At 59.8% G+C, this 25,038-nt stretch carries 33 protein-coding genes; 26 read left to right on the top strand and 7 right to left on the bottom strand.

What is annotated here, in order from left to right; translation table 11 throughout:
- Positions 1-15: 15 nt before the first annotated feature.
- Positions 16-2,040: a TonB-dependent receptor gene (locus DXT88_RS21955; RefSeq protein WP_265216036.1), complete on the top strand. Its 2,025-nt coding sequence runs from the start codon at positions 16-18 to the stop codon at positions 2,038-2,040.
- Positions 2,041-2,209: 169 nt separating this feature from the next.
- Complete coding sequence (locus tag DXT88_RS21950) at positions 2,210-3,334, top strand: branched-chain amino acid ABC transporter substrate-binding protein (protein WP_265216035.1); 1,125 nt, start codon at positions 2,210-2,212, stop codon at positions 3,332-3,334.
- Between the two features lie 9 nt (positions 3,335-3,343).
- Here DXT88_RS21950 and DXT88_RS21945 read toward each other — a convergent pair whose 3' ends face one another.
- The gene (locus DXT88_RS21945) at positions 3,344-3,808 is read right to left on the bottom strand and encodes an Lrp/AsnC ligand binding domain-containing protein (protein WP_016832045.1); all 465 of its coding nucleotides are present in this window, start codon (positions 3,806-3,808) and stop codon (positions 3,344-3,346) included.
- A 282-nt stretch (positions 3,809-4,090) separates the two neighbouring features.
- On the opposite strand from DXT88_RS21945, the gene DXT88_RS21940 reads away from it, so the two are divergent.
- The 8 genes from DXT88_RS21940 (at position 4,091) to DXT88_RS21905 (ending at position 11,922) form a co-directional block, all read left to right on the top strand.
- Positions 4,091-5,218: a branched-chain amino acid ABC transporter substrate-binding protein gene (locus DXT88_RS21940; RefSeq protein ID WP_016832044.1), complete on the top strand. Its 1,128-nt coding sequence runs from the start codon at positions 4,091-4,093 to the stop codon at positions 5,216-5,218.
- A gap of 283 nt (positions 5,219-5,501) precedes the next feature.
- A complete protein-coding gene (lhpH, locus tag DXT88_RS21935; RefSeq protein ID WP_265216034.1) occupies positions 5,502-6,512 on the top strand; it encodes a trans-3-hydroxy-L-proline dehydratase in 1,011 nt (336 codons plus the stop codon).
- Between the two features lie 4 nt (positions 6,513-6,516).
- The gene (locus DXT88_RS21930; RefSeq protein WP_265216033.1) at positions 6,517-7,440 is read left to right on the top strand and encodes a delta(1)-pyrroline-2-carboxylate reductase family protein; all 924 of its coding nucleotides are present in this window, start codon (positions 6,517-6,519) and stop codon (positions 7,438-7,440) included.
- A 93-nt stretch (positions 7,441-7,533) separates the two neighbouring features.
- Complete coding sequence (locus DXT88_RS21925) at positions 7,534-8,463, top strand: branched-chain amino acid ABC transporter permease (protein ID WP_016833192.1); 930 nt, start codon at positions 7,534-7,536, stop codon at positions 8,461-8,463.
- Positions 8,464-8,492: 29 nt separating this feature from the next.
- Positions 8,493-9,710, top strand: a complete 1,218-nt coding sequence (locus tag DXT88_RS21920; RefSeq protein ID WP_016833191.1) for an ABC transporter permease subunit — start codon at positions 8,493-8,495, stop codon at positions 9,708-9,710.
- Between the two features lie 44 nt (positions 9,711-9,754).
- Positions 9,755-10,525 (top strand): ABC transporter ATP-binding protein, encoded by a 771-nt coding sequence (locus tag DXT88_RS21915; protein ID WP_016833190.1) that lies wholly within the window; start codon positions 9,755-9,757, stop codon positions 10,523-10,525.
- A 19-nt stretch (positions 10,526-10,544) separates the two neighbouring features.
- Positions 10,545-11,270: an ABC transporter ATP-binding protein gene (locus DXT88_RS21910; RefSeq protein WP_265216032.1), complete on the top strand. Its 726-nt coding sequence runs from the start codon at positions 10,545-10,547 to the stop codon at positions 11,268-11,270.
- Positions 11,271-11,355: 85 nt separating this feature from the next.
- Positions 11,356-11,922, top strand: coding sequence for an NADPH-dependent FMN reductase (locus DXT88_RS21905; protein ID WP_265216031.1), 567 nt, complete (start codon positions 11,356-11,358; stop codon positions 11,920-11,922).
- 64 nt (positions 11,923-11,986) lie between these two features.
- On the opposite strand, the gene DXT88_RS21900 is transcribed toward DXT88_RS21905, so the two are convergent.
- The gene (locus DXT88_RS21900; protein ID WP_016833186.1) at positions 11,987-12,451 is read right to left on the bottom strand and encodes a PA2169 family four-helix-bundle protein; all 465 of its coding nucleotides are present in this window, start codon (positions 12,449-12,451) and stop codon (positions 11,987-11,989) included.
- A gap of 62 nt (positions 12,452-12,513) precedes the next feature.
- Complete coding sequence (locus tag DXT88_RS21895) at positions 12,514-12,699, bottom strand: hypothetical protein (protein ID WP_265216030.1); 186 nt, start codon at positions 12,697-12,699, stop codon at positions 12,514-12,516.
- A gap of 266 nt (positions 12,700-12,965) precedes the next feature.
- On the opposite strand from DXT88_RS21895, the gene DXT88_RS21890 reads away from it, so the two are divergent.
- From DXT88_RS21890 to DXT88_RS21825, 14 genes are all read left to right on the top strand, one after another.
- The gene (locus tag DXT88_RS21890; protein ID WP_265216029.1) at positions 12,966-13,160 is read left to right on the top strand and encodes a hypothetical protein; all 195 of its coding nucleotides are present in this window, start codon (positions 12,966-12,968) and stop codon (positions 13,158-13,160) included.
- Positions 13,161-13,196: 36 nt separating this feature from the next.
- Positions 13,197-13,403, top strand: a complete 207-nt coding sequence (locus tag DXT88_RS21885) for a hypothetical protein (RefSeq protein WP_265216028.1) — start codon at positions 13,197-13,199, stop codon at positions 13,401-13,403.
- 33 nt (positions 13,404-13,436) lie between these two features.
- Positions 13,437-13,688 carry a hypothetical protein gene (locus DXT88_RS21880; RefSeq protein ID WP_265216027.1) on the top strand — a complete coding sequence of 84 codons (252 nt, stop codon included), beginning with the start codon at positions 13,437-13,439 and terminating at the stop codon, positions 13,686-13,688.
- Between the two features lie 67 nt (positions 13,689-13,755).
- Positions 13,756-14,067, top strand: a complete 312-nt coding sequence (locus DXT88_RS21875; protein WP_016833139.1) for a DUF883 family protein — start codon at positions 13,756-13,758, stop codon at positions 14,065-14,067.
- Positions 14,068-14,134: 67 nt separating this feature from the next.
- Complete coding sequence (locus tag DXT88_RS21870) at positions 14,135-14,698, top strand: ferritin-like domain-containing protein (RefSeq protein WP_016833137.1); 564 nt, start codon at positions 14,135-14,137, stop codon at positions 14,696-14,698.
- Positions 14,699-14,774: 76 nt separating this feature from the next.
- Positions 14,775-14,987: a CsbD family protein gene (locus DXT88_RS21865; RefSeq protein WP_265216026.1), complete on the top strand. Its 213-nt coding sequence runs from the start codon at positions 14,775-14,777 to the stop codon at positions 14,985-14,987.
- A gap of 82 nt (positions 14,988-15,069) precedes the next feature.
- The gene (locus tag DXT88_RS21860) at positions 15,070-15,447 is read left to right on the top strand and encodes a hypothetical protein (RefSeq protein WP_016833132.1); all 378 of its coding nucleotides are present in this window, start codon (positions 15,070-15,072) and stop codon (positions 15,445-15,447) included.
- Positions 15,448-15,598: 151 nt separating this feature from the next.
- Positions 15,599-15,916 (top strand): BON domain-containing protein, encoded by a 318-nt coding sequence (locus tag DXT88_RS21855; protein ID WP_029363192.1) that lies wholly within the window; start codon positions 15,599-15,601, stop codon positions 15,914-15,916.
- A 223-nt stretch (positions 15,917-16,139) separates the two neighbouring features.
- Positions 16,140-16,769: a response regulator gene (locus tag DXT88_RS21850; RefSeq protein ID WP_029363191.1), complete on the top strand. Its 630-nt coding sequence runs from the start codon at positions 16,140-16,142 to the stop codon at positions 16,767-16,769.
- A 98-nt stretch (positions 16,770-16,867) separates the two neighbouring features.
- A complete protein-coding gene (locus DXT88_RS21845; protein ID WP_016833126.1) occupies positions 16,868-17,341 on the top strand; it encodes a response regulator in 474 nt (157 codons plus the stop codon).
- A 129-nt stretch (positions 17,342-17,470) separates the two neighbouring features.
- The gene (locus tag DXT88_RS21840; RefSeq protein ID WP_265216024.1) at positions 17,471-19,492 is read left to right on the top strand and encodes a PAS domain-containing sensor histidine kinase; all 2,022 of its coding nucleotides are present in this window, start codon (positions 17,471-17,473) and stop codon (positions 19,490-19,492) included.
- A 204-nt stretch (positions 19,493-19,696) separates the two neighbouring features.
- Complete coding sequence (locus DXT88_RS21835) at positions 19,697-19,870, top strand: CsbD family protein (RefSeq protein ID WP_265216023.1); 174 nt, start codon at positions 19,697-19,699, stop codon at positions 19,868-19,870.
- 210 nt (positions 19,871-20,080) lie between these two features.
- The gene (locus DXT88_RS21830) at positions 20,081-20,383 is read left to right on the top strand and encodes a hypothetical protein (protein WP_265216022.1); all 303 of its coding nucleotides are present in this window, start codon (positions 20,081-20,083) and stop codon (positions 20,381-20,383) included.
- 114 nt (positions 20,384-20,497) lie between these two features.
- Positions 20,498-20,710 (top strand): osmotically-inducible lipoprotein B, encoded by a 213-nt coding sequence (locus DXT88_RS21825; RefSeq protein ID WP_407649390.1) that lies wholly within the window; start codon positions 20,498-20,500, stop codon positions 20,708-20,710.
- Positions 20,711-20,827: 117 nt separating this feature from the next.
- On the opposite strand, the gene DXT88_RS21820 is transcribed toward DXT88_RS21825, so the two are convergent.
- The 3 genes from DXT88_RS21820 to DXT88_RS21810 all read right to left on the bottom strand — a co-directional run bounded on the left by DXT88_RS21820 (position 20,828) and on the right by DXT88_RS21810 (position 22,336).
- A complete protein-coding gene (locus tag DXT88_RS21820) occupies positions 20,828-21,160 on the bottom strand; it encodes a hypothetical protein (protein ID WP_029363190.1) in 333 nt (110 codons plus the stop codon).
- A 103-nt stretch (positions 21,161-21,263) separates the two neighbouring features.
- Complete coding sequence (locus tag DXT88_RS21815) at positions 21,264-21,422, bottom strand: DUF3309 family protein (RefSeq protein ID WP_016833119.1); 159 nt, start codon at positions 21,420-21,422, stop codon at positions 21,264-21,266.
- Positions 21,423-21,493: 71 nt separating this feature from the next.
- Positions 21,494-22,336, bottom strand: coding sequence for a hypothetical protein (locus DXT88_RS21810; protein ID WP_265216021.1), 843 nt, complete (start codon positions 22,334-22,336; stop codon positions 21,494-21,496).
- A 437-nt stretch (positions 22,337-22,773) separates the two neighbouring features.
- Here DXT88_RS21810 and DXT88_RS21805 point away from each other — a divergent pair, with 437 nt between their 5' ends.
- The gene (locus DXT88_RS21805; RefSeq protein ID WP_016833117.1) at positions 22,774-23,397 is read left to right on the top strand and encodes an ANTAR domain-containing response regulator; all 624 of its coding nucleotides are present in this window, start codon (positions 22,774-22,776) and stop codon (positions 23,395-23,397) included.
- 77 nt (positions 23,398-23,474) lie between these two features.
- Here DXT88_RS21805 and DXT88_RS21800 read toward each other — a convergent pair whose 3' ends face one another.
- Complete coding sequence (locus DXT88_RS21800) at positions 23,475-23,798, bottom strand: hypothetical protein (protein WP_265216020.1); 324 nt, start codon at positions 23,796-23,798, stop codon at positions 23,475-23,477.
- 36 nt (positions 23,799-23,834) lie between these two features.
- On the opposite strand from DXT88_RS21800, the gene DXT88_RS21795 reads away from it, so the two are divergent.
- Positions 23,835-25,007, top strand: coding sequence for a CmpA/NrtA family ABC transporter substrate-binding protein (locus tag DXT88_RS21795; RefSeq protein WP_265216019.1), 1,173 nt, complete (start codon positions 23,835-23,837; stop codon positions 25,005-25,007).
- Positions 25,008-25,038: the final 31 nt, after the last annotated feature.

Genomic DNA, 25,038 nt, shown 5'->3' with positions numbered 1-25,038 from the left:
CAGTCAAGGAACACCATGCAAGTCCAGCCCACTCTGCTGGCCAGCGCCGTCCTGTCCGCGCTCGCCGTCATGTCTGCCGCCGCCTTCGCACAGACCGTGCAAACCGCGCCGCCACCGCAACAATCGCAACAACTGCAGGAAGTCGTCGTCACCGCCAGTCCCTTCGCCGCCGAAGAAAACGCCCAAATCCTCACCCCCGCCAAAGTGCTGGCCGGCGACGAACTGCGCAACAAGCTCGGCAATTCGCTCGGCGACACGCTATCGCAAGAACTCGGGGTCTCGGCCTCCGCCTTCGGCGCCGGCGCGTCGCGTCCCATCATCCGCGGCATGGAAGGTCCGCGCGTACTGATGCTGCAAAACGGCATGTCGACCGCCGACGTGTCGACGGTTTCCAACGACCACGCGGTCGCCACCGAAGCCGCCACTGCCCGCCAGATCGAAATCCTGCGCGGTCCGGCGGCGCTGCTGTACGGCTCGGGCGCCATCGGCGGCCTGGTCAACGTGGTCAACGACCGCATCCCGACCGAGCTGGTGGGCAAGCCGACCGGCCAGGTCGAGGCGCGTTACGGCACCGTCGACGGCCAGAAGAACACGTCATTCTCGGTCGACGGTTCAGCCGGCCAGATCGGCCTGCACGTTGACGGCAACTATCGCGACACCGACAACTACAAGATTCCCGGCAACACCAAGCAAGGCGACGCTACCAGTGCTTCCGGTCGCCTGCCGAACTCCTTCACGCATGAGAGCAGCGTCGGCGTCGGCGGTTCCTATATCGCCGACTGGGGCCACATCGGCGCGTCGGTGTCGTCGCTGGACGACCACTACGGCATCCCGACCGCGGAAAAGTCCTTCATCGACCTGCACCAGACCCGTTACGACATCGACAGCCTGGTCAGGGAGCCGTTTGCCGGCATCGAGTCCTTCAAGTTCAAGCTCGGCTACACCGACTACACCCACACCGAGAAGAAGGAAGACGGCACCGCCAACACGGTGTTCTCCAACCGCGCGCTGCAGACGCGCTGGGAACTGGCGCACAAGCCGCTGGCCGGCTGGCGCGGCAATTTCGGCATCCAGACGGAGCAAAACAATTACTCGGCCTTGTCGGCCGTCGACGGTTCGCCGCAGCTGACGCCGAAGACCAAGTCCGGCACCTTCGCCGGCTTCCTGGTCGAGGAACGCAAGTTCGGCTCGGTGCTGGCCAGCGCCGGCCTGCGCCTGGAGTCGGTCAAGCGCCGTCCGGAAGGCCTGCAGGACCGCGACTTCAACCTGTTCTCCTGGTCCACCGGCGCGCTGTGGAGCTTCGTGCCCGGCTACGGCCTGGGCGCGACCTATTCGGTGGCGCAGCGCGCGCCGACCGTGGAAGAGCTGTATTCCAACGGTCCGCATGAGTCGACCTCGACCTTCGACATCGGCAACGGCAGCCTGCAAAAGGAAACCTCGCACAACATCGAACTGAGCCTGCAAAAGACCGAAGGCCTGGTGCGCTGGAAGGGGAATTTGTTCCAGAACAAGGTGAAGAATTACGTCTACGGTCGCACCAACGGCCAGGTCGACGAGACCGGCAATGCGGATCCGGCCGGCGAATTCCTGCAGCGCTTCTGGTCGCAGGGCGACGCCACCATCCACGGTGCCGAAGTCGAAGTCAGCTACAACCTGAACAACGAAGGCTTCTCGGTGCGCGGCTTTGCCGACACCTCGCGCGGCAAGCTGGATAACCAGGGCAGCCTGCCGCTGCAGCCGGCCACGCGCTACGGCGTCGACCTCGGCTGGAAACAAGGTCCGTGGGCCAGCGGCGCGCGCGTGCTGCGGGCGCTCAAGCAGGACCGCCTGGCGGCCTTCGAATCCAGCCAGACGCCGTCCTATACCCAGCTCGACGCCAACCTGTCGTACACGCAGAAGCTGCAGGCGATGCGCGTGACCTGGTTTGCGCTGGTGAAGAACCTGCTCAATCAGGACATCCGCTATTCCACCGCCGTGCTCAAGGACACCGTGCCGCAATCGGGCCGCAACCTGATCGTCGGGGTGCGCACGCAGTTCTGACCGGAGCCCGCCCGTTTAATGTAATGGCGCGAGGCGCCCGAACCAGTCAAAACCGGCAAAAGACATGTTCTTTTGCCGGTTTTTTGCCAATGAATGGCGGCGTATTGGGCTATTCTGGACCAAGTCACCGGCAATGTCGCCGGACAGCCGGTCCCGGCCCGAGGAGCGCATGCCACCCGTTCGCGTCATTGCAATAGCCCTGTCCTTGCTGTCCGCCTGCGCTTTTGCGCAAGAGCGACAGGTCGTCAGGTTCGGTTTCAGCAGCCCACTGTCGGGGCCGCAGGCCGCCGCCGGCAAGGATGCGCTGAACGGCGTGCAAATGGCGATCGAGCGCCTGAATCAGCAAAACCTGCAGCTGGACGGCAAGGCCATTCGTTTTGAACTGCTGGCGCGCGACGACAAGGCCAGCCCGCAGGAAGGCGCCGCAGTCGCACGCGAACTGGTGGCCGCCGGCGTCAGGGCCGTGCTGGGGCCGTTCAATTCCGGCGTGGCGCTGAGCGTCACCAAGATTTACAACGACGCCGGCGTGGTGTCGCTCACCGTCGCTTCCAATCCCAAAGTCACCCAGACCGCGCTGACGCAAGTGTTTCGCATCGCCGCCAGCGATGCCGACATGGGCGGCAAGATGGGCCTGTATGCAGCGCGCCATCTCAAACTGAAAAAAATGGCGGTCATCGACGACGGTTCGCTCTACGCGCGCGGGCTGATCGACGAGTTCGAGCGGGTCGCCAAGATGAACGGCGTCCAGTTGGTGTACAAGGAAGCGGTCGGCGACAAGGCGGAGGAATTCGGCGCCGCGCTCAACGCCATCGCTGCCGCCAAGGCTGATGCAATCTTTTTCGGCGGTTATGTGTCGCAGGCCGGCGCGCTGCTGCGGCAGATGCAGCAGCGCGGCATGGCGATTCCCCTGCTGGGCGGCGACGCCTTGTGTTCGTCAACCATGCTGGTGCAAGCCGGCAGCGCGCTCGGCGATCGTACTTACTGCGTGCAGGGAGGGGTGTGGCTGACCAGGGTGTCGGACGGCGCCGTCTTCGCCTCCGCCTACCAGGGAAAATACGGCAGCATGCCGGATGTCTACGCGCCGACCTTCTATGACGGCGTACTGTTGCTGTGGCAGGCGATGAAGTCGGCCAATTCGCCCGACCCGCGCGTCTTTGCACCGGTACTGGCACGCATGCGCTACAAGGGCGTGACCGCGACCTACGAGTTCAATTCACGCCACGACATGACCGAAGCGACCGTAACCATCCTGCGGTTCAAGGATGGCAAGCTGGTGCCGCTATCCAGCTTTTGAAGCGGAGTGTTACTTGATCGGCAGCCGGATCGTATTCTTGACCTCTTCCATCACCGCATAGGTGTGCGTCTCGCGCACGCCCTTGAGCTGCAGCAGCGACTTGCCGAGGAATTCCCGGTAGGCGTTCATGTCCTTCACGCGCGACTTGACCAGGTAATCGAAACCGCCCGCGACCATGTGGCATTCCATGATTTCCGGAATGCTCTGCACGCTTTTCTTGAAGGCTTCGAAGACGTCGGCCGTGGTGCGGTCCAGCACCACCTCGATGAACACCAGCAGTGACACGTCCAGCAATTCCGGATTGAGCTGGGCCGCGTAGCCGAGGATGTAGCCGGCGTCCTGCAGCTTGCGCACCCGTTCCAGGCAGGCCGCCGGCGACAGGTTCACGCGCGCGGCCAGGTCGACGTTGCTGATGCGGCCGTCGTTTTGCAGTTCGGACAGAATTTTTTTGCTGATTTTATCAAGCGTAGCCATAGAATCTGAATTTTCTTCTGTGAAATGAAGAATAGCTGAATTAAATTCTGATTATAAGGGCAATTATCGGGACTAATATCATCAAAGAGTAAATAGAATCGAGCACCATAAAAAGTAGTTGCGCCGGACCGCCGGACGCAACGAGCCGACCAAAGCCAGAAGAGAGACTCACCCGCCATGCCTATCTGCAGTTGCGCTTGCGACCGTCTTGCCTTTTTGCCGCCGCGGCTTGAATTCAGTGTTTTATCGCAAGCCTGACCTTCAACCAAGAGAGGAAACAACATGTATAACCGCATGCATATCATCGCCGCTTCACTTGCCATCATCCCGGCATTCGCATCTGCTCAGGAAGTGCAAACAGTGAAGATCGGTTTCAGCAGTCCGCTGACCGGGCCGCAAGCTTCGGCCGGCAAGGATAACCAGGGCGGTTTGCAAATGGCGGTCGAGCGTCTGAATACGCAAGGTCTCGTCATCGGCGGCAAGAAGATCAAGTTCGAAATCGTGGCGGAAGACGACCAGGCCGATCCGAAGTCGGGCGTGGGCGTGGCGCAAAAGCTGGTTGATCAGGGCGTCAAGGCCATCGTCGGTCCTTACAACTCGGGCGTCACCATTCCTGCTTCGCGCGTCTACAACGACGCCGGCATCGTGACCGCGACCGTGGCTTCCAATCCGAAGATCACCCAGCAAGGTTTCGCCACCCTGTATCGCGTTGCAGCAAGCGACAGCCAGCTGGGCGGCAAGATGGCGCTGTACGCAGCCAAGGAACTGAAGATCAAGACCGTGTCCGTGATCGATGACCGCACCGCGTACGGCCAAGGCCTGGCGGAAGAATTCATCAAGCTCGCGCAAGCCAACGGCATCAAGGTCGTCAGCAAGGACTTCACCAACGACAAGGCCACCGACTTCACCGCCATCCTGACCTCGATCAAGGGCAAGAAGCCGCAAGCCGTGTTCATCGGCGGTTACGCGCCACAAGGCGGTCCGATCAAGCGCCAGATGAAGCAACTGGGCATCGACGCGCTGCTGATGGGCGGCGACGGCATCTGCTCGCCTGAAATGGGTCGTCTGGGCGGCGACGCCATCGGCGAAAGCGTCTACTGTACGCAAGGCGGCACGATCCTCGAGAAGGCCAAGGAAGGCAAGGCATTCGCCGACGACTATCAAAAGAAATTCGGTCGTCCTGCGGAAGTCTACGCAGTCTCGTTCTATGACGGCATGATGGTCATCGCCCAGGCAATGAAGGCGGCCAACTCCGTCGAACCGAAGGTCTACGGCCCTGCGCTGGCTAAAATCAAATACAAAGGCGTGGCAGGTCAATACGAGTTCGACGACAAGCATGACCTGAAGCAATCGCCGGTGACGATCTTCCGCTTCAAGGACGGCGTGCCGGTTGCGCTGACCAGCTACTGATCGTCTGTTCGTCTATTTGTTTATTCCCGCGTTTCATTTCTGCCAGGGAACAATCGCAGCTTGCGGTTGCTTCCCTGAAATGATCCCCAGGTAGTCCCCGCAGTTCATCCCCGGCCCTCTGCAATGCAGCAGGGCCGGCGATCGCGTAGCCTCATCTTTCCGATCAGGCCAGGCATTGATGCATCCGTATCACCAATACGGCGCACGTCACGGGAAATGAAATACACTCCCCCTTGCGCATCGTTTCAAGCTGTCGTTCCAGGTTTTTTGTAGAGGAAGTTTCATGCTCAGTTACACCCGCACCGTTCAGACCATTGACGCCCACACCGGCGGCGAACCCTTGCGCATCCTGGTATCCGGCTTGCCGCAAGTCCCCGGCGCCACGATCCTCGAAAAGCGCACCTGGCTGAAGGAAAACCGCGACGACCTGCGCCAGTTCCTCATGAACGAGCCGCGCGGTCACGCCGACATGTATGGCGCCTATCTGTTTCCGCCGCTGACGCCGAATGCCGATTTCGGCGTTATTTTCATCCACAACGAAGGCTACAGCGACATGTGCGGCCACGGCATCATCGCACTGGGCAAAGTGCTGGTCGAAATGGGCTACGTTGAGCGCACTTCACCGGTGACCCGCATCTGCTTCGACGCGCCGGCCGGCTTTATCGACGCCAGCGTGGAGTGGGACGGCCAGCGCGCCGGCAAGGTCACCTTCAAGAACGTGCCTTCCTTCATCTATCAGCGCGACGTCGAAGTCGACACGCCGGGCTTCGGCAAGATCACCGGCGACATCGTCTTCGGCGGCGCCTTCTACTATTACATCAACGCCGACCAGGCCAAGCTCACCGTCAAGCCGGAACAGGTGCGACAACTGATCCAGCTCGGCGCCGAGACCAAGGCCGCCGTCAAAGCCAAGGTCAAGATCCAGCATCCGCTCGAGCCGGGTTTGAACACGCTGTACGGCACCATCATCGACAGCGCCCCCAATTTCCCCGGCGCCGATCAGTCCAACGTCTGCATCTTCGCCGACCGCGAAGTCGACCGCTCGCCGACCGGCACCGGCACCTCCGGCCGCGCGGCGCAGTTGTTCCTGCGCGGCAAGCTGGACCTCAACCAGGACTACGTCAACGGCAGCATCGTCGGCAGCAATTTCAGCGTGCGCGTCACCGGCGCCACCAAGGTCGGCGAGCTCGACGCGGCCTTCACCGAAGTCACCGGTTCGGCGCACATCATGAGCACCAACCAGTGGGTGCTGGAAGAGTCCGACCCGTTCCCGACCGGCTTCTTCCTGAGGTAAATCGATGCACATTCTCGACGCCCGACAAACCGCCGACGCGCTGCCGTACGCGCGCCTGGTGCCGGCGCTGGCGCAAGCCGCGCAGGAATTCGCCGACGGCCGCATCGCCGCGCCCGAACGCCAGGTGGTGCCGATCGACGCCAACAGCGTGCTGCTCAGCATGCCGGCCGTCAGCGCCGACCTCAGCGTCACCAAACTGATTACCGTCCACGGCGACAATGCCAGGCATGGCCTGCCGGCGATCCAGGGCGAAGTCATCGTCTTTGAAACGCAGACCGGCCGCCGCATCGCCTTGCTGCACGGCCCCACCGTCACTGCCCGTCGCACTGCGGCGATGACCTTGCTCGGCATCCAGACGCTGGCGCCGGCCAAACCGAAATCGGCGCTGCTGATCGGCACCGGCGTACAGGCGGCGGCGCATGCCGACGCGCTGGTGGAGTTTTTCGGCGTCACGCAATTCTGGATCGTGGCGCGCGACGTTGCCCGTATGCAGGCCTTCTGCAGCGAGCTCAGCACGCGTCATGAGGGTATCGTCGCCAGTCCGCTGGCAGCCGACGCCATGCAAAAAGACGTGCCCGCGACCGACGTGCTGATCGCGCTGACCACGTCGCGTACTGCCGTGATCCCGGCCAGACTTGCGTCGCACACGCTGGCCATCGGCGTCGGCGCGTTCAAGCCCGACATGGTGGAATTTCCGGCCACGTTGCTGGCTGAACGCACCATCGTCGTCGACGATCTCGGCGGCGCCAAGCACGAAGCCGGCGACCTGATCCAGGCCGGCGTCGACTGGAGCCGCGTACGCGCCATCGGCGACATCCTGGCCGGTCGCGGCGAGCCCGTGCAAGGCGTGCCGGTCTTCAAGACCGTCGGCCAGGCCTCATGGGATCTGGCGGCGGCGCGCGTGGCGCGCGACACGCTTCAAGGCTGATTTTTAAAGCTGATTTGCAAAGATTCAATCCACAGATTTACACAGAACCGCCAGCCAACAAGCAAAGCGGAAAAAAAGGAGCTTAGGAGACATATGGACATATTCATCCAGCAAATCATCAACGGCCTGGTCCTGGGGAGCATGTACGCCCTGATCGCATTGGGCTACACGATGGTGTACGGCGTGCTGAACCTGATCAATTTTGCGCACGGCGACGTGCTCATGATCGGCGCGATGGCGGGCTTGAGCATCCTGAAGCTGATCCAGCACGTGGCGCCGGACCTGCCGGGCATCGTCAAGCTGATCATCGCCATCATCGGCGCGATTCCGGTGTGCGTGATCGTCAGCATGATCATCGAACGGGTGGCCTACCGTCCGCTGCGCAATGCGCCGCGCCTGGCGCCCCTGATCACCGCCATTGGCGTGTCGATCCTGCTGCAGACGCTGGCCATGATGATCTGGGGCCGCAGCCCGCTGCCGTTCCCGCAGATCATGCCGTCGGACCCGGTGCACATCGCCGGCGCGCTGATTTCGCCCACGCAGATCATGCTGTTGCTGCTGGCCCTGGCGGCGATGATCGGCCTGGTCCTGATCGTCGAGAAGACCAAGATGGGCCGCGCCATGCGCGCCACGGCCGAGAACCCGCGCATTGCGGGTTTGATGGGCGTGGATTCGAATCGCGTCATCGTCGTCACCTTCATTATCGGCGCCGCGCTGGCGGCGATTGCCGGCGTGATGTGGGCGGCGAACTACTCCACCGCCCAATTCGCCATGGGCTTCGTGCCGGGGTTGAAGGCCTTCTCGGCGGCGGTGCTGGGCGGCATCGGCAACATCTACGGCGCCATGCTGGGCGGCATCCTGCTGGGCCTGATCGAAAGCCTGGGCGCCGGTTACATCGGCGACCTGACGGGCGACTTCCTGGGCAGCAACTACCAGGACATCTTCGCCTTCATCGTGCTGATCATCGTGCTCACTCTGCGTCCCTCGGGGATCATGGGTGAACGCGTGGCCGACCGCGCCTAAGTTAAACAAAATATCAAAGAGAGACCGACATGGCCTTCCTCACCTTCGACAAGAAACGCAACCCGCAGCAGGCCAGGATCAGCCTGGCGGCGCTGTTGATCATCATGATCGCCTTCCCCTTCGTTGCCAGCATGTTCGGCAACTCGTGGGTGCGCATCATGGACATGGCGTTGCTGTACATCATGCTGGCCCTGGGCCTGAACGTGGTCGTGGGCTTCGCCGGCCTGCTGGACCTGGGCTACATCGCGTTCTACGCGATCGGCGCCTACACCGCCGGCTTGCTGGCCTCGCCGCAGTTCGCCGACGTGCTGCAATCCTTCGTCAACACCTATCCGGCGGTGGGCAACTTCCTCGTGATGGTGTGCGGCCCGCAGATCGTGCAGACCGGCATTCACTTGTCGCTGTGGATCATCGTGCCGCTGTCGGCCTTGATCGCGGCCCTGTTCGGCGCCTTGCTGGGCGCGCCGACATTGAAACTGCGCGGCGACTACCTGGCCATCGTGACCCTGGGCTTCGGTGAAATCATCCGCATCTTCATGAACAACCTGAACGCACCGGTGAACATCACCAACGGTCCGCAGGGCATCAACCTGATCGACCCGATCCGCGTCTTCGGCGTCTCGCTGGCCGGCGAGCCGGGTTCGGGCTCGATCGTCAAGTTCCTCGGTTTCAGCATGCCGTCGGTCAATGCTTATTACTTCCTGTTCCTGCTGCTGTGCATCGGCGTGATCTTCTTCTCGATCCGCCTGCAGGACTCGCGCCTGGGCCGGGCCTGGGTGGCGATCCGCGAAGACGAAATCGCGGCCAAGGCCATGGGCATCAACACGCGCAACGTCAAACTCCTCGCGTTTGCGATGGGCGCGTCGTTTGGCGGTGTGGCCGGCGCCATGTTCGCCTCCTTCCAGGGCTTCGTGTCGCCGGAATCCTTCTCGCTGACCGAATCGATTGCGGTGCTGGCCATGGTGGTGCTGGGCGGCATCGGCCACATCCCCGGCGTGGTGCTGGGCGGGGTGATCCTGGCCGCCTTGCCGGAAGTGCTGCGCCACGTGGTCGAGCCGGTGCAGATGAGCCTGTTCGGCAAGGTGTGGATCGACGCCGAAGTGCTGCGCCAGCTGCTCTACGGGCTGGCCATGGTGATCATCATGCTGAATCGTCCTGCCGGCCTGTGGCCGTCGCCGCGTCACGAAGACCGGCCCGAAGCCGACCACCCGCACGGCAGTGACGCCGTCGGCGTCGTCAAGGCGTAACCACATCGACGCGCATATAAAAGACAGCAGAGGACGAATCCCCCATGAGCACCAACACCCTGTTAAAAATCGCCGACGTCAGCAAACGCTTCGGCGGCCTGCAAGCCCTCTCGGGCGTGAGCCTCACCATTGAACAAGGTCAAATTTACGGCCTGATCGGCCCCAACGGCGCCGGCAAGACCACCTTCTTCAATGTCATCACGGGGCTGTACCAGCCCGACACCGGCAGCTTCGAGCTGGCCGGCAAGCCGTACAGCCCGAGCGCCCCGCACGAAGTGGCCAAGGCCGGCATTGCCCGCACCTTCCAGAACATCCGCCTGTTCGGCGACATGACCGTGCTGGAGAACGTCATGGTCGGCTGCCACGTGCGCACCAAACAGAACGTCTTCGGCGCGGTGTTCCGTCACAAGGCGGCCCGCGACGAAGAAGCGGCGATCAAGGACAAGTCGCAGAAGCTGCTCGACTTCGTGGGCATCGGCACATTCTCGTCCAGAACGGCGCGCCACCTGTCCTACGGCGACCAGAGAAGACTGGAGATTGCCCGCGCCTTGGCGACCGAACCGCAACTGCTGGCGCTGGACGAACCGGCGGCCGGCATGAACGCCACCGAGAAGATCGGTCTGCGCGAACTGCTGGTGAAGATCCAGGCCGAAGGCAAGACCATCCTGCTGATCGAACACGACGTCAAACTGATGATGGGCCTGTGCAACCGTCTCACCGTGCTGGACTACGGCAAGCCGATCGCCGAAGGCGTGCCGGCGGACGTGCAAAAAAATCCCGCCGTGATTGAAGCCTACTTAGGCGCTTCCCATTAAGCCCGCAGGACACACGACAATGACAACGAACATCTTGAAAATCGAAGACCTGAGCGTGGCCTACGGCGGCATCAAGGCCGTCAAGGGCGCGAGCCTGGAAGTCAACGAAGGCGAGCTGGTGACGCTGATCGGCGCCAACGGCGCGGGCAAGACCACCACCTTGAAGGCCGTCACCGGCACCTTGCCGGACTCGAAAGTGCAAGGCCACATCAGCTACCTGGGCCAGCCGCTGAAGGGGCAGAGTTCCTTCAGCCTGGTCCAGAAAAAGCTGGCGATGGTGCCGGAAGGGCGCGGCGTCTTTACCCGCATGAGCATCCACGAGAACCTCCTGATGGGCGCCTACACCAGCGACGACAAGCAGCAGATCGCGCAGGACATCGAGCACTGGTTCACCGTCTTCCCGCGCCTGAAGGAACGCGCCGGGCAGATGGCGGGCACCTTGTCGGGGGGCGAGCAGCAGATGCTGGCGATGGCGCGCGCGCTGATGAGCCATCCGAAGTTGCTGCTGCTGGATGAACCGTCGATGGGCCTGTCGCCGATCATGGTGGAGAAGATCTTCGAGGTGATCCGCAACGTGTCGGCGCAGGGCATCACGATCCTGCTGGTGGAGCAGAACGCCAAGCTGGCGCTGGAGGCGGCGCACCGGGGTTATGTGATGGAGTCGGGGCTGATCACCATGAGCGGCAATGCCAAGGACATGCTGAATGATCCGCGTGTGAAGGCGGCTTACCTGGGTGAAGCGTAGGACAAGAATCCTGCGCTTGTGGTGTAGCATGGCATGGTGTTTCCGCGTTTTCCGTCTTCCTCTCTTTGCATAAAAGGACACTGACATGAGCGATACGAACATCACCATTCTCGGCATTTCCGGCAGCCTGCGCGCGGGCTCTTACAACACGGCGGCGTTGCATGCCGCCGCCGAATTGCTACCGCCCGGCGTGCGCCTGATCCAGGCCGACATTTCAGACATTCCGCTGTACAACGACGACGTGCGCGCCAAAGGATGGCCGCCTTCGGTCGAGCGTTTGCGCCGGCAGATCGCCGAGGCCGATGCGATTCTGTTCTCCACGCCGGAATACAATTATTCGATTCCAGGGCTGCTGAAAAATGCCATCGACTGGGCCTCGCGCCCACCGGAACAACCGTTCGCCGGCAAGGCCGCCGCCATCATGGGCGCCAGTCCCGGCGCCATCGGCACCGCGCGTGCGCAATATCACCTGCGCCAGATCGGCGTGTTCCTCGACCTCAAATTCCTCAACAGGCCGGAGGTCATGATCGGCGGCGCCGGCGATCGGTTCGCCGATGGCAAGCTCACGCATGAGCCGACCCGGGAATTCATCAAGACCTTGCTGGCCGCGTTGCACGACCTCGCGCTGCAATTGAAGCAGAACAAGAAATAAGCGTTCGATTTACCCATGAAAAAAGCGGCTCGCAGGCCGCTTTTTTTAATGCGCGAGGAAAAGCTTAAGCGGCCTTCCTGGCGCGCACCTGATCGCGCAATGCCTTCACACGGTCATGGTTGGCCAGCACGCCCTGATACTGGCGTTCGATGATCAGGCGGACGTCGCTTGGCAGGTCCTCGGCCAATGCCTTGCGATAGGCATTGACGGCAGCGTCTTCGCCGCGCTCGCACTCGTTCAGGATGGCTTCATCATCCTTGCCCATGATGGCGCTCTTGATGTTGACCCATTGGCGGTGCAGGGTGCCGCTCACACTGCTGTGGGTGGCGGGATCGCCGCCCAGCGCGCGCACCAGGTTTTGCAATTCCAGCACGGTCTGGCCGCACGCCTGCGAGCGTTCCAGGAACTGGGTCTTGTAATAGGCCTGACGCTCGGAAGCATCTTCGGCGCAGGTACGGAAGCCCTCTTCGCCGTCCTTGGAGATTTGGATCAGGTCGTTCAGGGTATCAATCAATCGATCGTTTTTCATGATGTTCCTTTCAGTCGAAGAGTGGAAAAGAAGTTTTTATTTTTTGTTAATTCTGCTGCGCATCAGTGCACGAAAAAATAAATCAGCACCAGTACGAATGCGGGGACGCCGAGGATCCAGGCGAGAAAATATTTACCCATGGCTTGCTCCTTGTTGTTCAAGAGTGAGGTCAAGGCGACCGGGCAGATGCGCACGCCGGCATCGACATAAGCAACGTAAGCAACTTCAGCATCGCGCAAATCTGTCATCCATCAGCCAGCGGCGTGCGCCGCTATCCAATGCCTGCATCGTAGTCGCCGCCACGGACAGCCGCCATCAGACGCCTGCGCAATCGGTTGTAGGAGAGCAAGGGGAAATACAGGTAAATATTCCTCCTTTATCTCCTGAATCCCTTTGCCGGCGCGGCTTCTCATCTTGTCCTACAAGACAATGGGCGGGCGTCCTATACCTCTTGCCAAGGGGCATTGCTACGATCTGTTCCATTGCTTCACCCCATCCAACCGAGGAGCGCGCCATGAACAAGGATCAACTGCTGGGCAGCATGAAAATCGCCGTAGCTCGCATGGAACAAAACCTGGCCGGCCTGATGCGCGATCAGGCGCACCTTCGCCACGCCGCGCAGCTGCAGCAAGCCGGCAAGGTGCAGCGCACGATGGGTGACGCGCGCCAGCTTATCAAGCGTTCGCTCAAGCAGCACATGTCTGCCTGACCGCCGCGGCAGAATTACCAAAACACGGAGCCGACCATGCTGAACACGCGAAATTTTCTACTCACGGTGGGACTGACCGGTGCCGCTGTCGTGGCGGTACTGAATGTCTGCGCCAATCGTTTGTCGACCCGTGAAGCACGTTTGCAGCGCAAGGCGCTGCATCGCTGGGAAGGCGAAGGCGGCAACGTCATTACGCCGGCCATGCCAGTCAAGGATGAGTTGTCGCAGGACGCAACGCCTTGATGACAGCCGATTGCGGGCTTGTCCTACAAGGTAATGAGCCGCAGTCCTATCGCTGATAAACGGTACTGCCAGTATCGTTCAGTTATCGGCTTATCGGCGCAAACAGCAAGCAATGCAGCAGTAATCGAATGCAATCGAGGAATAGCACGGAAGAGACAAGCGGTTCGTTTCAACACAAGAACTATCGAAACGGGTGCAACCATGGAAAAAGAAAAACTGGTGATTTGCTGGTTACTGGGCATGCCTCTGCTGATGCTGCTCATCCTTCAGTACTTCATGTATTAGAGCGTCGGCATCGAGAAGATGTCGCCCCGCTACTGAAGCTGCCAACCAACACGAAAGAGAGGAAAAAATGCGCGAAGAAAAATTGCGAACCGTCCGTAGCGACGTCCAGGTCCTGCTGCAGGAAGCACAGGAACTGTTCACCGAAGCCGCAGCCACTACCGGCAAGAAAGCCGAAGATTTGCGCGCCAAGGGTGAAGAAATCCTGGATCGCGCCTTCGTCAAGGCGCAAGGCATCCAATCCTATGTGGTCCAGACCGGCAAGGAGATCGCCTCCACCACCGACGACTACGTGCAGTCGAATCCATGGCGCGCCATCGCGATTTCCACCGGCGTCGGCTTGCTGCTGGGCTTGTGCGTGGCGCGTACCGGCGAACGTTGAATTCGCCTGTTCATTGTCATCGCAGCCATTCGTAGCCATTCAGCCAATCGAATAAAGGAACATCATCATGTCAAGCAACCCATCGACGGTCAGTCATATTTCGGGTGAACGAGGTGCGCCATTTCATATCGACCGCGAGAAAGTGCGCGAAGCCGCTCAGAAGATCGGCGACGGCGCCGTGACCCAAGGTTACAAGGGCAATCGCGAAGAAGTCGTGGCGATGCTCAATGACGCGCTGGCGACCGAGTTGGTCTGCGTATTGCGCTACAAGCGTCATTATTTCACCGCTACCGGTCTGGAAAATGAGCCGATCAAGGCTGAATTCCTGGAGCATGCGGCGGAAGAGGAAGCGCATGCCAACCAGATCGCCGAACGCATCGTGCAACTGAACGGCGAGCCGGATTTCAATCCAGGCAAGCTGTCCGAGCGCAGCCACGCCGATTATGACGATTCCAGCGACATCAAGTCGATGATCCGCGCCAACCTGATCGCCGAGCGCATCGCCATCGAGACGTATCGCCAGATGATCGAACGCATCGGCGACGACGATCCGACCACCCGGCATTTGCTCATTTCCATCATGGCGAAGGAAGAAGAACACGCCGACGACATGAGCGATCTGCTCGATTGACTACGCCTGTCCGGCCTTTGAGCCGGGCATGCATCATCAACACGGCATCCGTGTCATCAACGCGAAGGAGAACACCATGAATTGGGACATCATCGAAGGCAACTGGAAACAGTTCAAAGGCAAGGCCAAGGAACAATGGGGCAAGCTGACCGACGACCAGCTCGATGCCATCAACGGCAAGCGTGAACAGCTGGCCGGTCGCATCCAGGAAGCCTATGGCATCAACAAGGACGAAACCGAGAAGCAGATCAAGGCATTCGAAGACAGCAACGAGGATTGGCGTCACTGATCTTTGCTGAAATCGGCAAGTTGCTTGTTTGTCGTACGCCGGCGCAAAAATCAATTTTTAATAAAACCAGAGGAGCTTACCCATGAAAAAACTCATCGCCGCTTGTATCCTGACTTCCGCCGCATTGGGCGCCCATGGCCTGGCCAGCGCAGCTGATGCCGTCAAATCCCAATACAAGGCCGACGTCGCGGCCGCCGATGCGGATTACAAGACCGCCAAGGCCAAGTGCAAACCGCTCAAGGGCAATGAACAGGACGTCTGTCAGAAGGAAGCCAAGGCTGCTCATGAAACCGCAGTAGCCGACGCCAAGGCAAAGCGCAAATCCACTGACGCCAAGAAAGATGCAAAGAAGACCAGCAATGACGCCGAATACAGCGCCGCCAAGGAAAAGTGCGACGCAATGAACGGTGCTGAAAGGGACAAGTGCCAGGCTGATGCCAAGGTGAAGTTCGCCAAGTAATCCGGGGACGCGCCAGGATGCAATTGAGTAGTTGAATTGAACTGCTGAAATTGAGTAATCGAGTATGCAGTAAGGTCATGGAGAGGTGCGATGCTTCTCCATAAAAAATCGCAGGCAACACGAATTGAATTTACCAACAAGGAGATCCATCATGACTTTATCTTTGACCAAACGTATCACAGGCTTTTTCCTCGCACTGATGATGGTGTCGCTGGTCGGTTGCGCTTCCGGTCCGAACAAGGAAGGCACCGGCGAGTACGTCGATGACGCAGTCATCACCACCAAGGTGAAGACTGCCATCCTCCAGGAACCGAACCTGAAGTCGGCCGAAATCAACGTCGAAACCTACAAGGGCGTGGTTCAGCTGAGCGGTTTTGTCAGTTCGGCAACGGCAGCCAGCCGCGCAACCGAGTTGGCTCGCGGTGTGAAGGGTGTGACTTCGGTCAAGAACGACCTGCGTCTGAAGTAAGTCGCCGGTCGGTCGGGGGTGGCCGCCGCGAATGCGGTCGCCGCCCCTGAGGTGCATTCAAATGGTACGAAATTTGCAATCGTTGAGGTATAGTTAGCCGCGGAAGATGTCCGGGTCCCGGATCACTCTGAACAAATGATGGGCAGGCTGCACCCCGGCAGTTTGACCGCATTTGCCTGATCAATGAGAGATATGCAGCATTGTCTTGATGCTGGTAAAAACTATGACAAAAATATTGGTAGTCGATGATCACGCAGTAGTGCGCGCCGGTGTTCAGCATTTCATTGCCGACATTCCGAACATGGAAGTCGGCGGTGAAGCCAGCACGGCGGAAGAAGCTATCCGCCTGGTGCGCACCCAGGAGTGGGACATTGTCCTGCTCGATATCGCGATGCCGGACAAGAGCGGCGTCGAAGTGTTGAAACAGATCAAGCGCGAAAAGCCCAACCTGCCGGTTCTGATGCTCAGCATGCATCCCGAAAGCCGCTACGCGGTGCAGGTATTGCGCAGCGGCGCCAGCGGCTACGTGCAGAAGGAAGCGCTCGCGACCGACCTGGTCAGCGCCATCAACACGATTTTGCGCGGCCACAAATACATCAGCTACGGCGTGGCCGAGTTGCTGACCACCGATCCGGTGGATTCGGAAAAACCGCTGCACGAGACCTTGTCTCAGCGCGAATACGAAATTTTCTACAAGCTCGGCCAAGGCCAGGGCGTGACGCAAATCGCCGATGAGCTGTGCCTGAGCGTCAAGACCGTGAGCACCTACCGCTCGCGCGTGCTGCAAAAGATGAACATGGCGAACAACGCCGACATCATTTATTACGCGATCAAGAACAACCTGATCGACTGACGGCAGCGTTGCCGGTCGGGAGGGAAATGACGAGGCGGGAAATGAGCGGCCGAGCGCCGTGTTGATTGTTGGGTTGTTAGTCGTTTTGGATAGTTATCATGGAAGATGTGCTGCAACAACTGGTGACGACGAAGGGGCATTCTGTCGATGCGCCGCTCAAGATCTTCCTGGTGGAAGACTCGGAGGACGTACGGGATCTCATCATCGAGAGTCTCACCGAAATTCCGGGTGTGGTGCTTGCAGGCTATTCCGAGACCGAGCAGGATGCCATGGCGCGTCTGGAAAACGAGAGCTATGACGTGCTCATCCTCGATATTCAGCTCAAGCAGGGCAATGGCATGCATTTGCTGCAATCGCTGGCGCTCGCCGGCAAACGTCGCCATGACGAACTGAAGATCGTCTTCAGCAATCATGTCAGTTCGACCTATCGCCGCGTCGGCGTTCAGTACGGCGTGCAGTTCTTCTTCGATAAATCATCGGAGTTCACCAAATTGCGCAGTCTGATCGAACGTATCAGCGGACGGGGCGCAGCGGGCAAGAACAATTCACCGCGCGGATTCGCTCCAGCCTGATTTCCAATGGTGCGGACCTCGTCCCGCCATTGACATCGCCATGATGCGGTGTTGCAACCCAATATAATGTCAATGCATGCCGCCGCGCCTCGCCGTGGGGTCAACGAAAAAATCAAGGGTTTTCAGCACATGCATACGACATCCACCAGAAACGATACCGGCGAAAGCTCTTCGCTCGAACATTACGTCGCCACCCAGGCAAATTTCGCCAGCATCATCAGTGCCGCCATGAGTCTGGCCATGATTATCGCGTTGTTCGGCGTGGTGGTGCTCATCAGCTGCTATGCCGACGACGGCTACCGCAAGATCCTGGCCGACCTCATCTCGGTACAGGGAAGTTCTGCGGCCGGCTTCATCCTGTCCGGGGCTGCCTTGTACCTGCAATGCCTCAATGTCGGCAAGATCAGTCGCAAGCTGGCCTTGGCATCGCGCGTGCTTATCGTGCTGCTGTTGCTGTTGAGCGCAGGATTCCTGCTGCAGAATCTGTTCGGCGTGAAATTGCTCCACGGTGCTTTCTCGGTGTTGTCGACGGCGGGCAGCGCATTCGGCGCCGAAATCCATCCGCTCGCCGCCGGCTGCTTCCTGCTCACCGCGCTGATCCTTATGTTGCAAGACCTGCGTATTCGCGGTGGACATTACCCGGCTGAATATCTGGCCTTCGTACTGCTCGGATTGAGCGCGATCCCGCTGGTCGGCTATCTGTACGGCATCAACAAACTGACCTTCCTGCGCTATTCGACCGGAATTCCCTTGCTGACGGCGCTGGGCTTTTTGCTGCTCGGCGCAGCATTGCTGATGGCGCGGCCGTCGCATCGTCTGATGTCCATCATCATCGGTCACGCACCGGGCGGCAACATGTTGCGGCGCCTGTTGCCTTCTATGCTGTTCCTGATCCTGCTGCTGAACTGGCTGGTGTCGAGGGGTGCTGAACGCGGCTTGTATTCCGATCAATTGATGCTGCCGTTCCTGACGCTGATCGACGGTGCGCTGGTGGTGTTCGTGTTCTGGCGTTTTGCCGGCAAGCTCGATCGCGAATACGGTGCGCGCATGCAAAGCGCAGCCAAGCTGGCCGAGGCCAATTCCCTGCTGACCGCCGTCAGCGACAGCACCCGCGAACCGATCTTCGTCAAGAATCGCCAAGGCTTGCTGGTGTTTGCCAATCCCGCGTTGTTGCAGCAGGTTGGCAAGACCTGGGAAGAAGCCATGTATCGCTCCAGCCGCGAGCTGTTCACCGAGCGGGAAGAAGCCGATCGCATCGACGAGGACGACAAGCGCGTCATGGCGCACGGCCTGCCGGAGACGATCGAGCAGACCTTGCATCTGCAGCATGGCATCTTCACCTATCAGTCCACGCGCGTGCCCTGGTTCGACAAGGCCGGCAACGTACTGGGCGTGATCGGCATCAGCACCGATATTTCCGAGCGCAAGCGCGCCGAAGATTCCCTGCGCGAACGCGAAGCGCAGCTTGAGAAAGCCGTGGTCGAGCGGACCGCCTTGCTGCGCGAGCTGACCAACCATCTGGAAACCGTGCGCGAAGAAGAGAAGCGCGCCATCGCTCGCGAGCTGCATGACAACATGGGCGCCTCGCTGACGGCGTTGAGCATGCATCTCGAGAGCGTCTACAAGATCCTGCCGGAAGACGAGAAGTGGCAAGAGCGCAAGCCGCGCATGCAGGGACTGATGAGTTCGCTGGTGAGCACCACGCGAAGGATCCAGACCGAGTTGCGTCCGAACATGCTGGACTTGTTCGGACTCAAGGCGGCAATCACGGAACAGCTCGACGAACTCGCTGAGCGTACCGGCATCACCTGCAAGTCCAGCTTGCCTGACGAGGATGTGACCATCGGTCACGAGATGGAAATCGCCATCTATCGCATGTTGCAGGAGATGCTCAACAATGTCACCAAGCATGCCAAAGCCACTCAGGTCGACGTCATCCTCGACGTCGATGAAGAACAGGTCTCGCTGACGGTGCGGGATAACGGCGTCGGCATTCCGCAGGAACGCCAGGATAACAACAAGACTTACGGCCTGCGCGGTTTACGCGAGCGCGCCACTTTCTTCGGCGGCAATGTCGTCATTCGTTCCACTCCGGGCAATGGCTCCATTATCTCGATACGCCTTCCCCTGGCGCCCGTCGCCGACGTCTGAACCCCCGGCCTGCACGCTCGCTGCAGGCCGATTCCCCTTTCTGAGACCGACTTTGCGTATTGTCCTACGCCGCAAAGCGAGGCTGTCTTATGGCCTCAAAAAGCGCTCCTGATTAAGATGAGTCATCGCGTTTCCATTCAAGGAGATGTGTGCAGTTGACTGTTTCAAAGACAGTAACTGGTCCCTTCATTTTCAGGAGCCATCATGAATAAAGATCAAGTTCAAGGCAAGGCAAAGGAAGTAGCAGGCAAGGTCCAGCAAAAGGCCGGCGAAATGGTCGATAGCAAGGAACAGCAAGTCAAGGGCGCTGCAAAGCAAATTGACGGCAATGTTCAGGAGAGCTACGGCGACGCCAAGGAAGCGCTGAAGGACCGTTAAGCCGGTTGCTGAAAATGGGGCGCGGCTTTCATTTTCAGGCCCCCGTCATGTCGGGCCTTGGCGAGATTTGTAGGAATCGTCTTACGGCAGAATCGGAGAAGCACGGCTGTCGGGTGCGATCCTCTTTTGTCATGATGCTCCGGTATCGCTGGTGCGCTCCGTTTAAACATTCCCGCGTCGTGATGCGCACGACTTGTCGAGGGAGGGATTATGAAAAAAATAACTACAGTGGCTTTGCTCGTATTGGCCGGCGCAATGGTGTGTCCCCCCACCTTCGCCGCCACCTCGCAGGCGTTGACGCTCATCAAGGCGAACACTGCAAAGTCCAAAGCCGTCGCCGCAGCCGGCGTGGGCAAGAAAAAATTCCTCTACCTCGACATGGTTCAACGCAAGCATCCTCCATCGATCCGCAATGCGGTCATCGTGTATGAGCATCCCGGTCTTAAAAAACAAGCCTGCGATGCCAACGACGCCAAAAGTGTAAGCGAATGTTTGCATAGTCCTTCGACATGAAACTCGCATGCTGAACATGGTCTAAAAAATACCGGCTCTTCATTGGGCCCAATGATCGGCTGCTGCGCTGCTGTATTTTTTCGCAGCAACAACCATTTTTAAAGAGGTGTCATCATGAAAATAAGTAAAATTTCAGTGACTGCGATCACTGTCTGTGCCCTGACAATCCTGAGCGGTTGCAGCGGCATGTCGCAGCGTGACAAGAATACGGCGGTCGGCGCTGGCGTCGGTGCAGTGGGCGGCGCCGTCCTGACCGGCGGCAGCGGCATCGGTACTGCCGGTGGCGCTGCAGTTGGCGGCGTGATTGGTAATCAGGTCGGAAAATAAGGCCGGCAAGTAAAGACCAAAGTACGGCCGGATCGATTCAGCCGCAATGAAAAAAGGGGACCCGCGGGTCCCTTTTTCGCTTCTGTGAAGACGCAGTCTACCGCGAGCGTGTCCGGTTCATTCCACGGCGCTGCGTGCCTTCAGAATGCGTTTGGCGCGTGCCAGATCGCTGTTCTGATTGTCGCGTGCTTCCTTGCGGCAGCCTTTGGCTTCTGCGCCTTTGAGGGATTTGCATTCCTGCAGCGCCTGGGCCCCGGCGGCGCGGGCTTCTTTGACCAGCGTTTTGTAGTGCAACCGGGCGGTGTCGTCGCCTTGATACCAGCGTGCGGGATCTTCCTGGGAAACGTCTTCTTCAGCGGCCAACGCCGGCGCATGCACGGCAGCGGCGGCAATGCCGGCCGCCAGCAGGAGCGGCATCAGAAGCAGGTGTGGTCGGCGATTTTTTCTCATCGTTGCAGACTCCTCGGGTAGAAATGATGAACGGCGTTGCACCCTCAAGGTGCAACGCCGCCATCATATCCTGTTTGCCCTGCACGGCATGAAATCCCCGGGACTATAGTCGTCCGAGCAATACCAGGATCAACAGGATGATGACGATCGTGCCGGCAATCCCGCTGGGGGCATAACCCCATGAGCGGCTATGCGGCCAGGTCGGCAGGGCGCCGATCAGGATCAGGATAAGAACGATCAGAAGTATGGTGCCGAGTGTCATGTTGTTCTCCTTGTTGTTACTGCAGGGTTGCAGCGTTCATCGTCGCCATGCGAAGCCGCATGGCGTCCATGTCAGAAACGTACCTTCACGTAAGCCGACGGACCTTTCAGGCGGATATCCAGATTGGCGTCGTCGATGGCGCCGCCGCCGTCGCGGTTGATCTTGATGCGCGTGATGCCGTAGTCGGCGCCGATACCCAGGTTGGCCAGCGGATACCACTCGGCGCCGACTGCTGCGCCATAGATGTGGCCGGTGACCCTGCCCCAGTTTTTCTTCACGCCGGAGGCTTCCGCATAGAGACGGAGGTCCTTGCTGAAGGCATGCTTCCAGCCGACTTCCAGCAGCGGCGCCCAGGTTTTTTCGGAGTAGCTGTCGCTGAACGTGCCGGCCGCGCCGTTGAGCGTGGCTGCCGCATTGACGTCAATCTTGGCGCGATAGTAGCCGGCGCCGAGGCCGATGCCGAAGACGTCGTTGCCTTGGCCGATCCACCACTTGTAGGCCAGCGACGCCATGTCCACCTGGATATTGGCGTCGCCATTGCCATTGAGGGTGGAGCCGGTGCCCACGGGAATGGTGCGGTTGATGGCGCCGCCGTAATTTTTCTTGTAAGTGAAATAGTCGAACGACAGTCCTTGGCTGTCGAACAGCAGCAGCTCGGCGCGGACGCGCGGCAAGGCGGTGCGGTCGCGGTCGATGTCGCCGGACTGGTACGAGCCGTACTGCGAGTTGGCGTTGACGCGGAAAGTCGGGTCAACGTAGTAGGCGCCTGCCGACAGGCTGAAGCGATCCAGCGCCGGCGACGGGTCGGCCAGCGCGCTGGCCGACGTCAATGCAAGGGCACTGCCTGCGGCAAAATAGGTAGCGAGTTGCACGGACTTGCCGACAACCGGCAGGCAACGAATGCGACGTGACATGGGTAATCTCCTCCGGGCTGATAGGGTGCAAGTGCGAAGCAATGTTGATGCGATGGATGTTAACAATCGCCTTGCCTGCGGTAGATAGGCGTCTGCCTCAATTTCCTGTAGGAAAAGGCGAGTGGCGGAGTAGGGGATTCGGAATGGCGATACCGTTGCACCGTGTTTTCTGGTTTGATTTTTGCTTGTTGCTGACAAGCGCGCAGCGGCGTCCCATTTAAAATGCCTCACAAGATGAGGGAAAGTGTGCAGCATTTCCAAATGGGTTACTATTCGCCCGCTGCATCCGGAGGATATTCGGGCGGGCATGCAGCGTGGAGGTGTGGCAACATGAAACCGGCGCAGTCCAGGTCCGGTACGGGATGCGCCACAACCATCCAGACCCGTAACGAGTTCAGAAGCGATTCACGATGTCCAGTCGAACATTGGAACCTCACATGCGCAATCTACGCATTGTCGTCGTCAACACCATCATCGACCACGCCGATGAGACCGACACCGACCTGCAGGAGCAGGCCGAGCGTAGCAAAGCCTTGCGCATCGGATTGCTGGAGGCGGGCTACAATATCGTCGCCTCGCTACCGGCCGACCTGTATCTGCCCGAGCGCATCGCCCAGCTCCAGCCCGACATGATCATCATCGACGCCGAATCCGACGCGCGCGACGTGCTCGAGCACATCGTCATCGCCACGCGCGACGAACGCCGCCCCATCGTCATGTTTACCGAAGACGACAACACCAGCAGCATGGAAGCCGCCATGGAAGCCGGCGTCACCGCCTACATCGTGGCCGGGCTGCAAGCCGAGCGCATCAAGCCGGTGCTCGACGTGGCGCTGGCGCGCTTTCGCCGGGAACAGAAGCTGCTGACCGAATTGTCGGACACCAAACACAAGTTGGCCGAGCGCAAGGTGATCGAGCGCGCCAAAGGTCTGCTGATGTCCCGGCACAAGCTCTCGGAAGACGAGGCCTATCAGAAGTTGCGCAGCATGGCCATGAACAAGAACCTCAAGCTTTCCGAAATCGCCCAGCGCCTGCTGGACGTCGAAGATTTGCTCGGCTGACACTTTTCTTCGCTGTGGCGGCGTGCATGCACCGCCAAATTGGTGCGCAGCACAAAGCCGGTGCGCCGCCGGCATCGTCAATTTCTCTCTTTTTGCTTTCCATCCGGCCACGGCGGATTGCCGCCATGCCCATGAACGGCGCGGCTTTCACGTGCTTTTCCATGTGCTTGGCACGCTCTTTGCTGAATCGTCTGCATTAGCGCAAGGTTTGCGCAATGAACGATCCGGCCAATGGCGGTCGGATCCATCCAAGACAAAGGCGTCTTTCGACATGACTCAGTGCATGCCGGAGGGACGCCTTTTTTTTTGCCGCCGAACAAATGGGGAATGCGATGGAATTCAAAGAGCAAGCGAGCAAGGCCGTGGAAGCTGTGAACGAAGTGGATTTCAAGCGTCGTCAATTGATTCAGACTGCAGGACTTGCAACGGGAGCGAGCATGTTGGGACTAGCCACGGGAGGAGCCTGGGCGGCCGGTTCCGACAAACCGGAGAAGGAAGAAGTGAAGATCGGTTTCATTCCGCTGACCGACTGCGCTTCCGTCGTGATGGCCTCGGTGCTCGGCTTCGACAAGAAATACGGCATCAAGATCGTGCTCAGCAAGGAAGCCTCCTGGGCCGGCGTGCGCGACAAGCTGACCAACGGCGAGCTGGACGCGGCACACGTGCTCTACGGCCTCATCTACGGCGTGCAGATGGGCATCGGCGGTCAGAAGAAAGACATGGCCGTGCTCATGAGCCTGAACAACAATGGCCAGGCCATCACGCTGTCGAAGAAGATTGCCGACAAGGGCGGCGTCGACGGCGCGTCGCTGGCCAAGCTGATGCAAACCGACAAGCGCGAATACATCTTTGCGCAGACCTTCCCGACCGGCACCCATGCCATGTGGCTGTACTACTGGCTGGCCGCCAACGGCATCAATCCGATGAAGGACGCCAAGGTGATTACCGTGCCGCCGCCGCAGATGGTGGCCAACATGCGGGTCGGCAACATGGACGGTTTCTGCGTCGGCGAGCCCTGGGGCCACCGCGCGATCGTCGACGGCGTCGGCATCACCGCCACCACCACGCAGGACATCTGGAAAGACCATCCGGAAAAAGTCCTCGGCACCACGCTCGACTTCGCCAGGAAATATCCGAATACCTGTCGCGCCATGATGGCGGCAATCCTCGAGGCCAGCAAATGGATCGACGCCTCGCTGGCCAACAAGAACAAGATGGCCGAAGTGATCGCCGACAAGTCCTACGTCAACACCAGCAAGGACGTCATCGATCAACGCATCATGGGCCGCTACCAGAACGGTCTCGGCAAGACCTGGGACGACCCCAACTACATGAAGTTCTACAACGACGGCGCGGTCAACTTCCCATACCTGTCGGACGGCATGTGGTTCATGACGCAGCATCGCCGCTGGGGTCTGCTCAAGGAAGATCCCGACTACCTGGCCGTAGCCAAGTCGGTCAACCAGATCGATTTGTTCAAGGACGCCGCGACCATGACCAAGACCAGCATTCCGAAGGACGTGATGCGCACCTCGAAGCTGATGGACGGCACCGTATGGGACGGCAAGAATCCGAAAGCCTACGCCGCTTCGTTCAAGGTCAAGGCTTGACCAGACAAGCCGCCGGATCGCAGGACATTTT

Source organism: Herbaspirillum lusitanum (assembly GCF_026127345.1).
Taxonomy (GTDB): domain Bacteria; phylum Pseudomonadota; class Gammaproteobacteria; order Burkholderiales; family Burkholderiaceae_D; genus Herbaspirillum; species Herbaspirillum lusitanum.
This window is presented reverse-complemented; position numbering and strand designations above follow the sequence as displayed.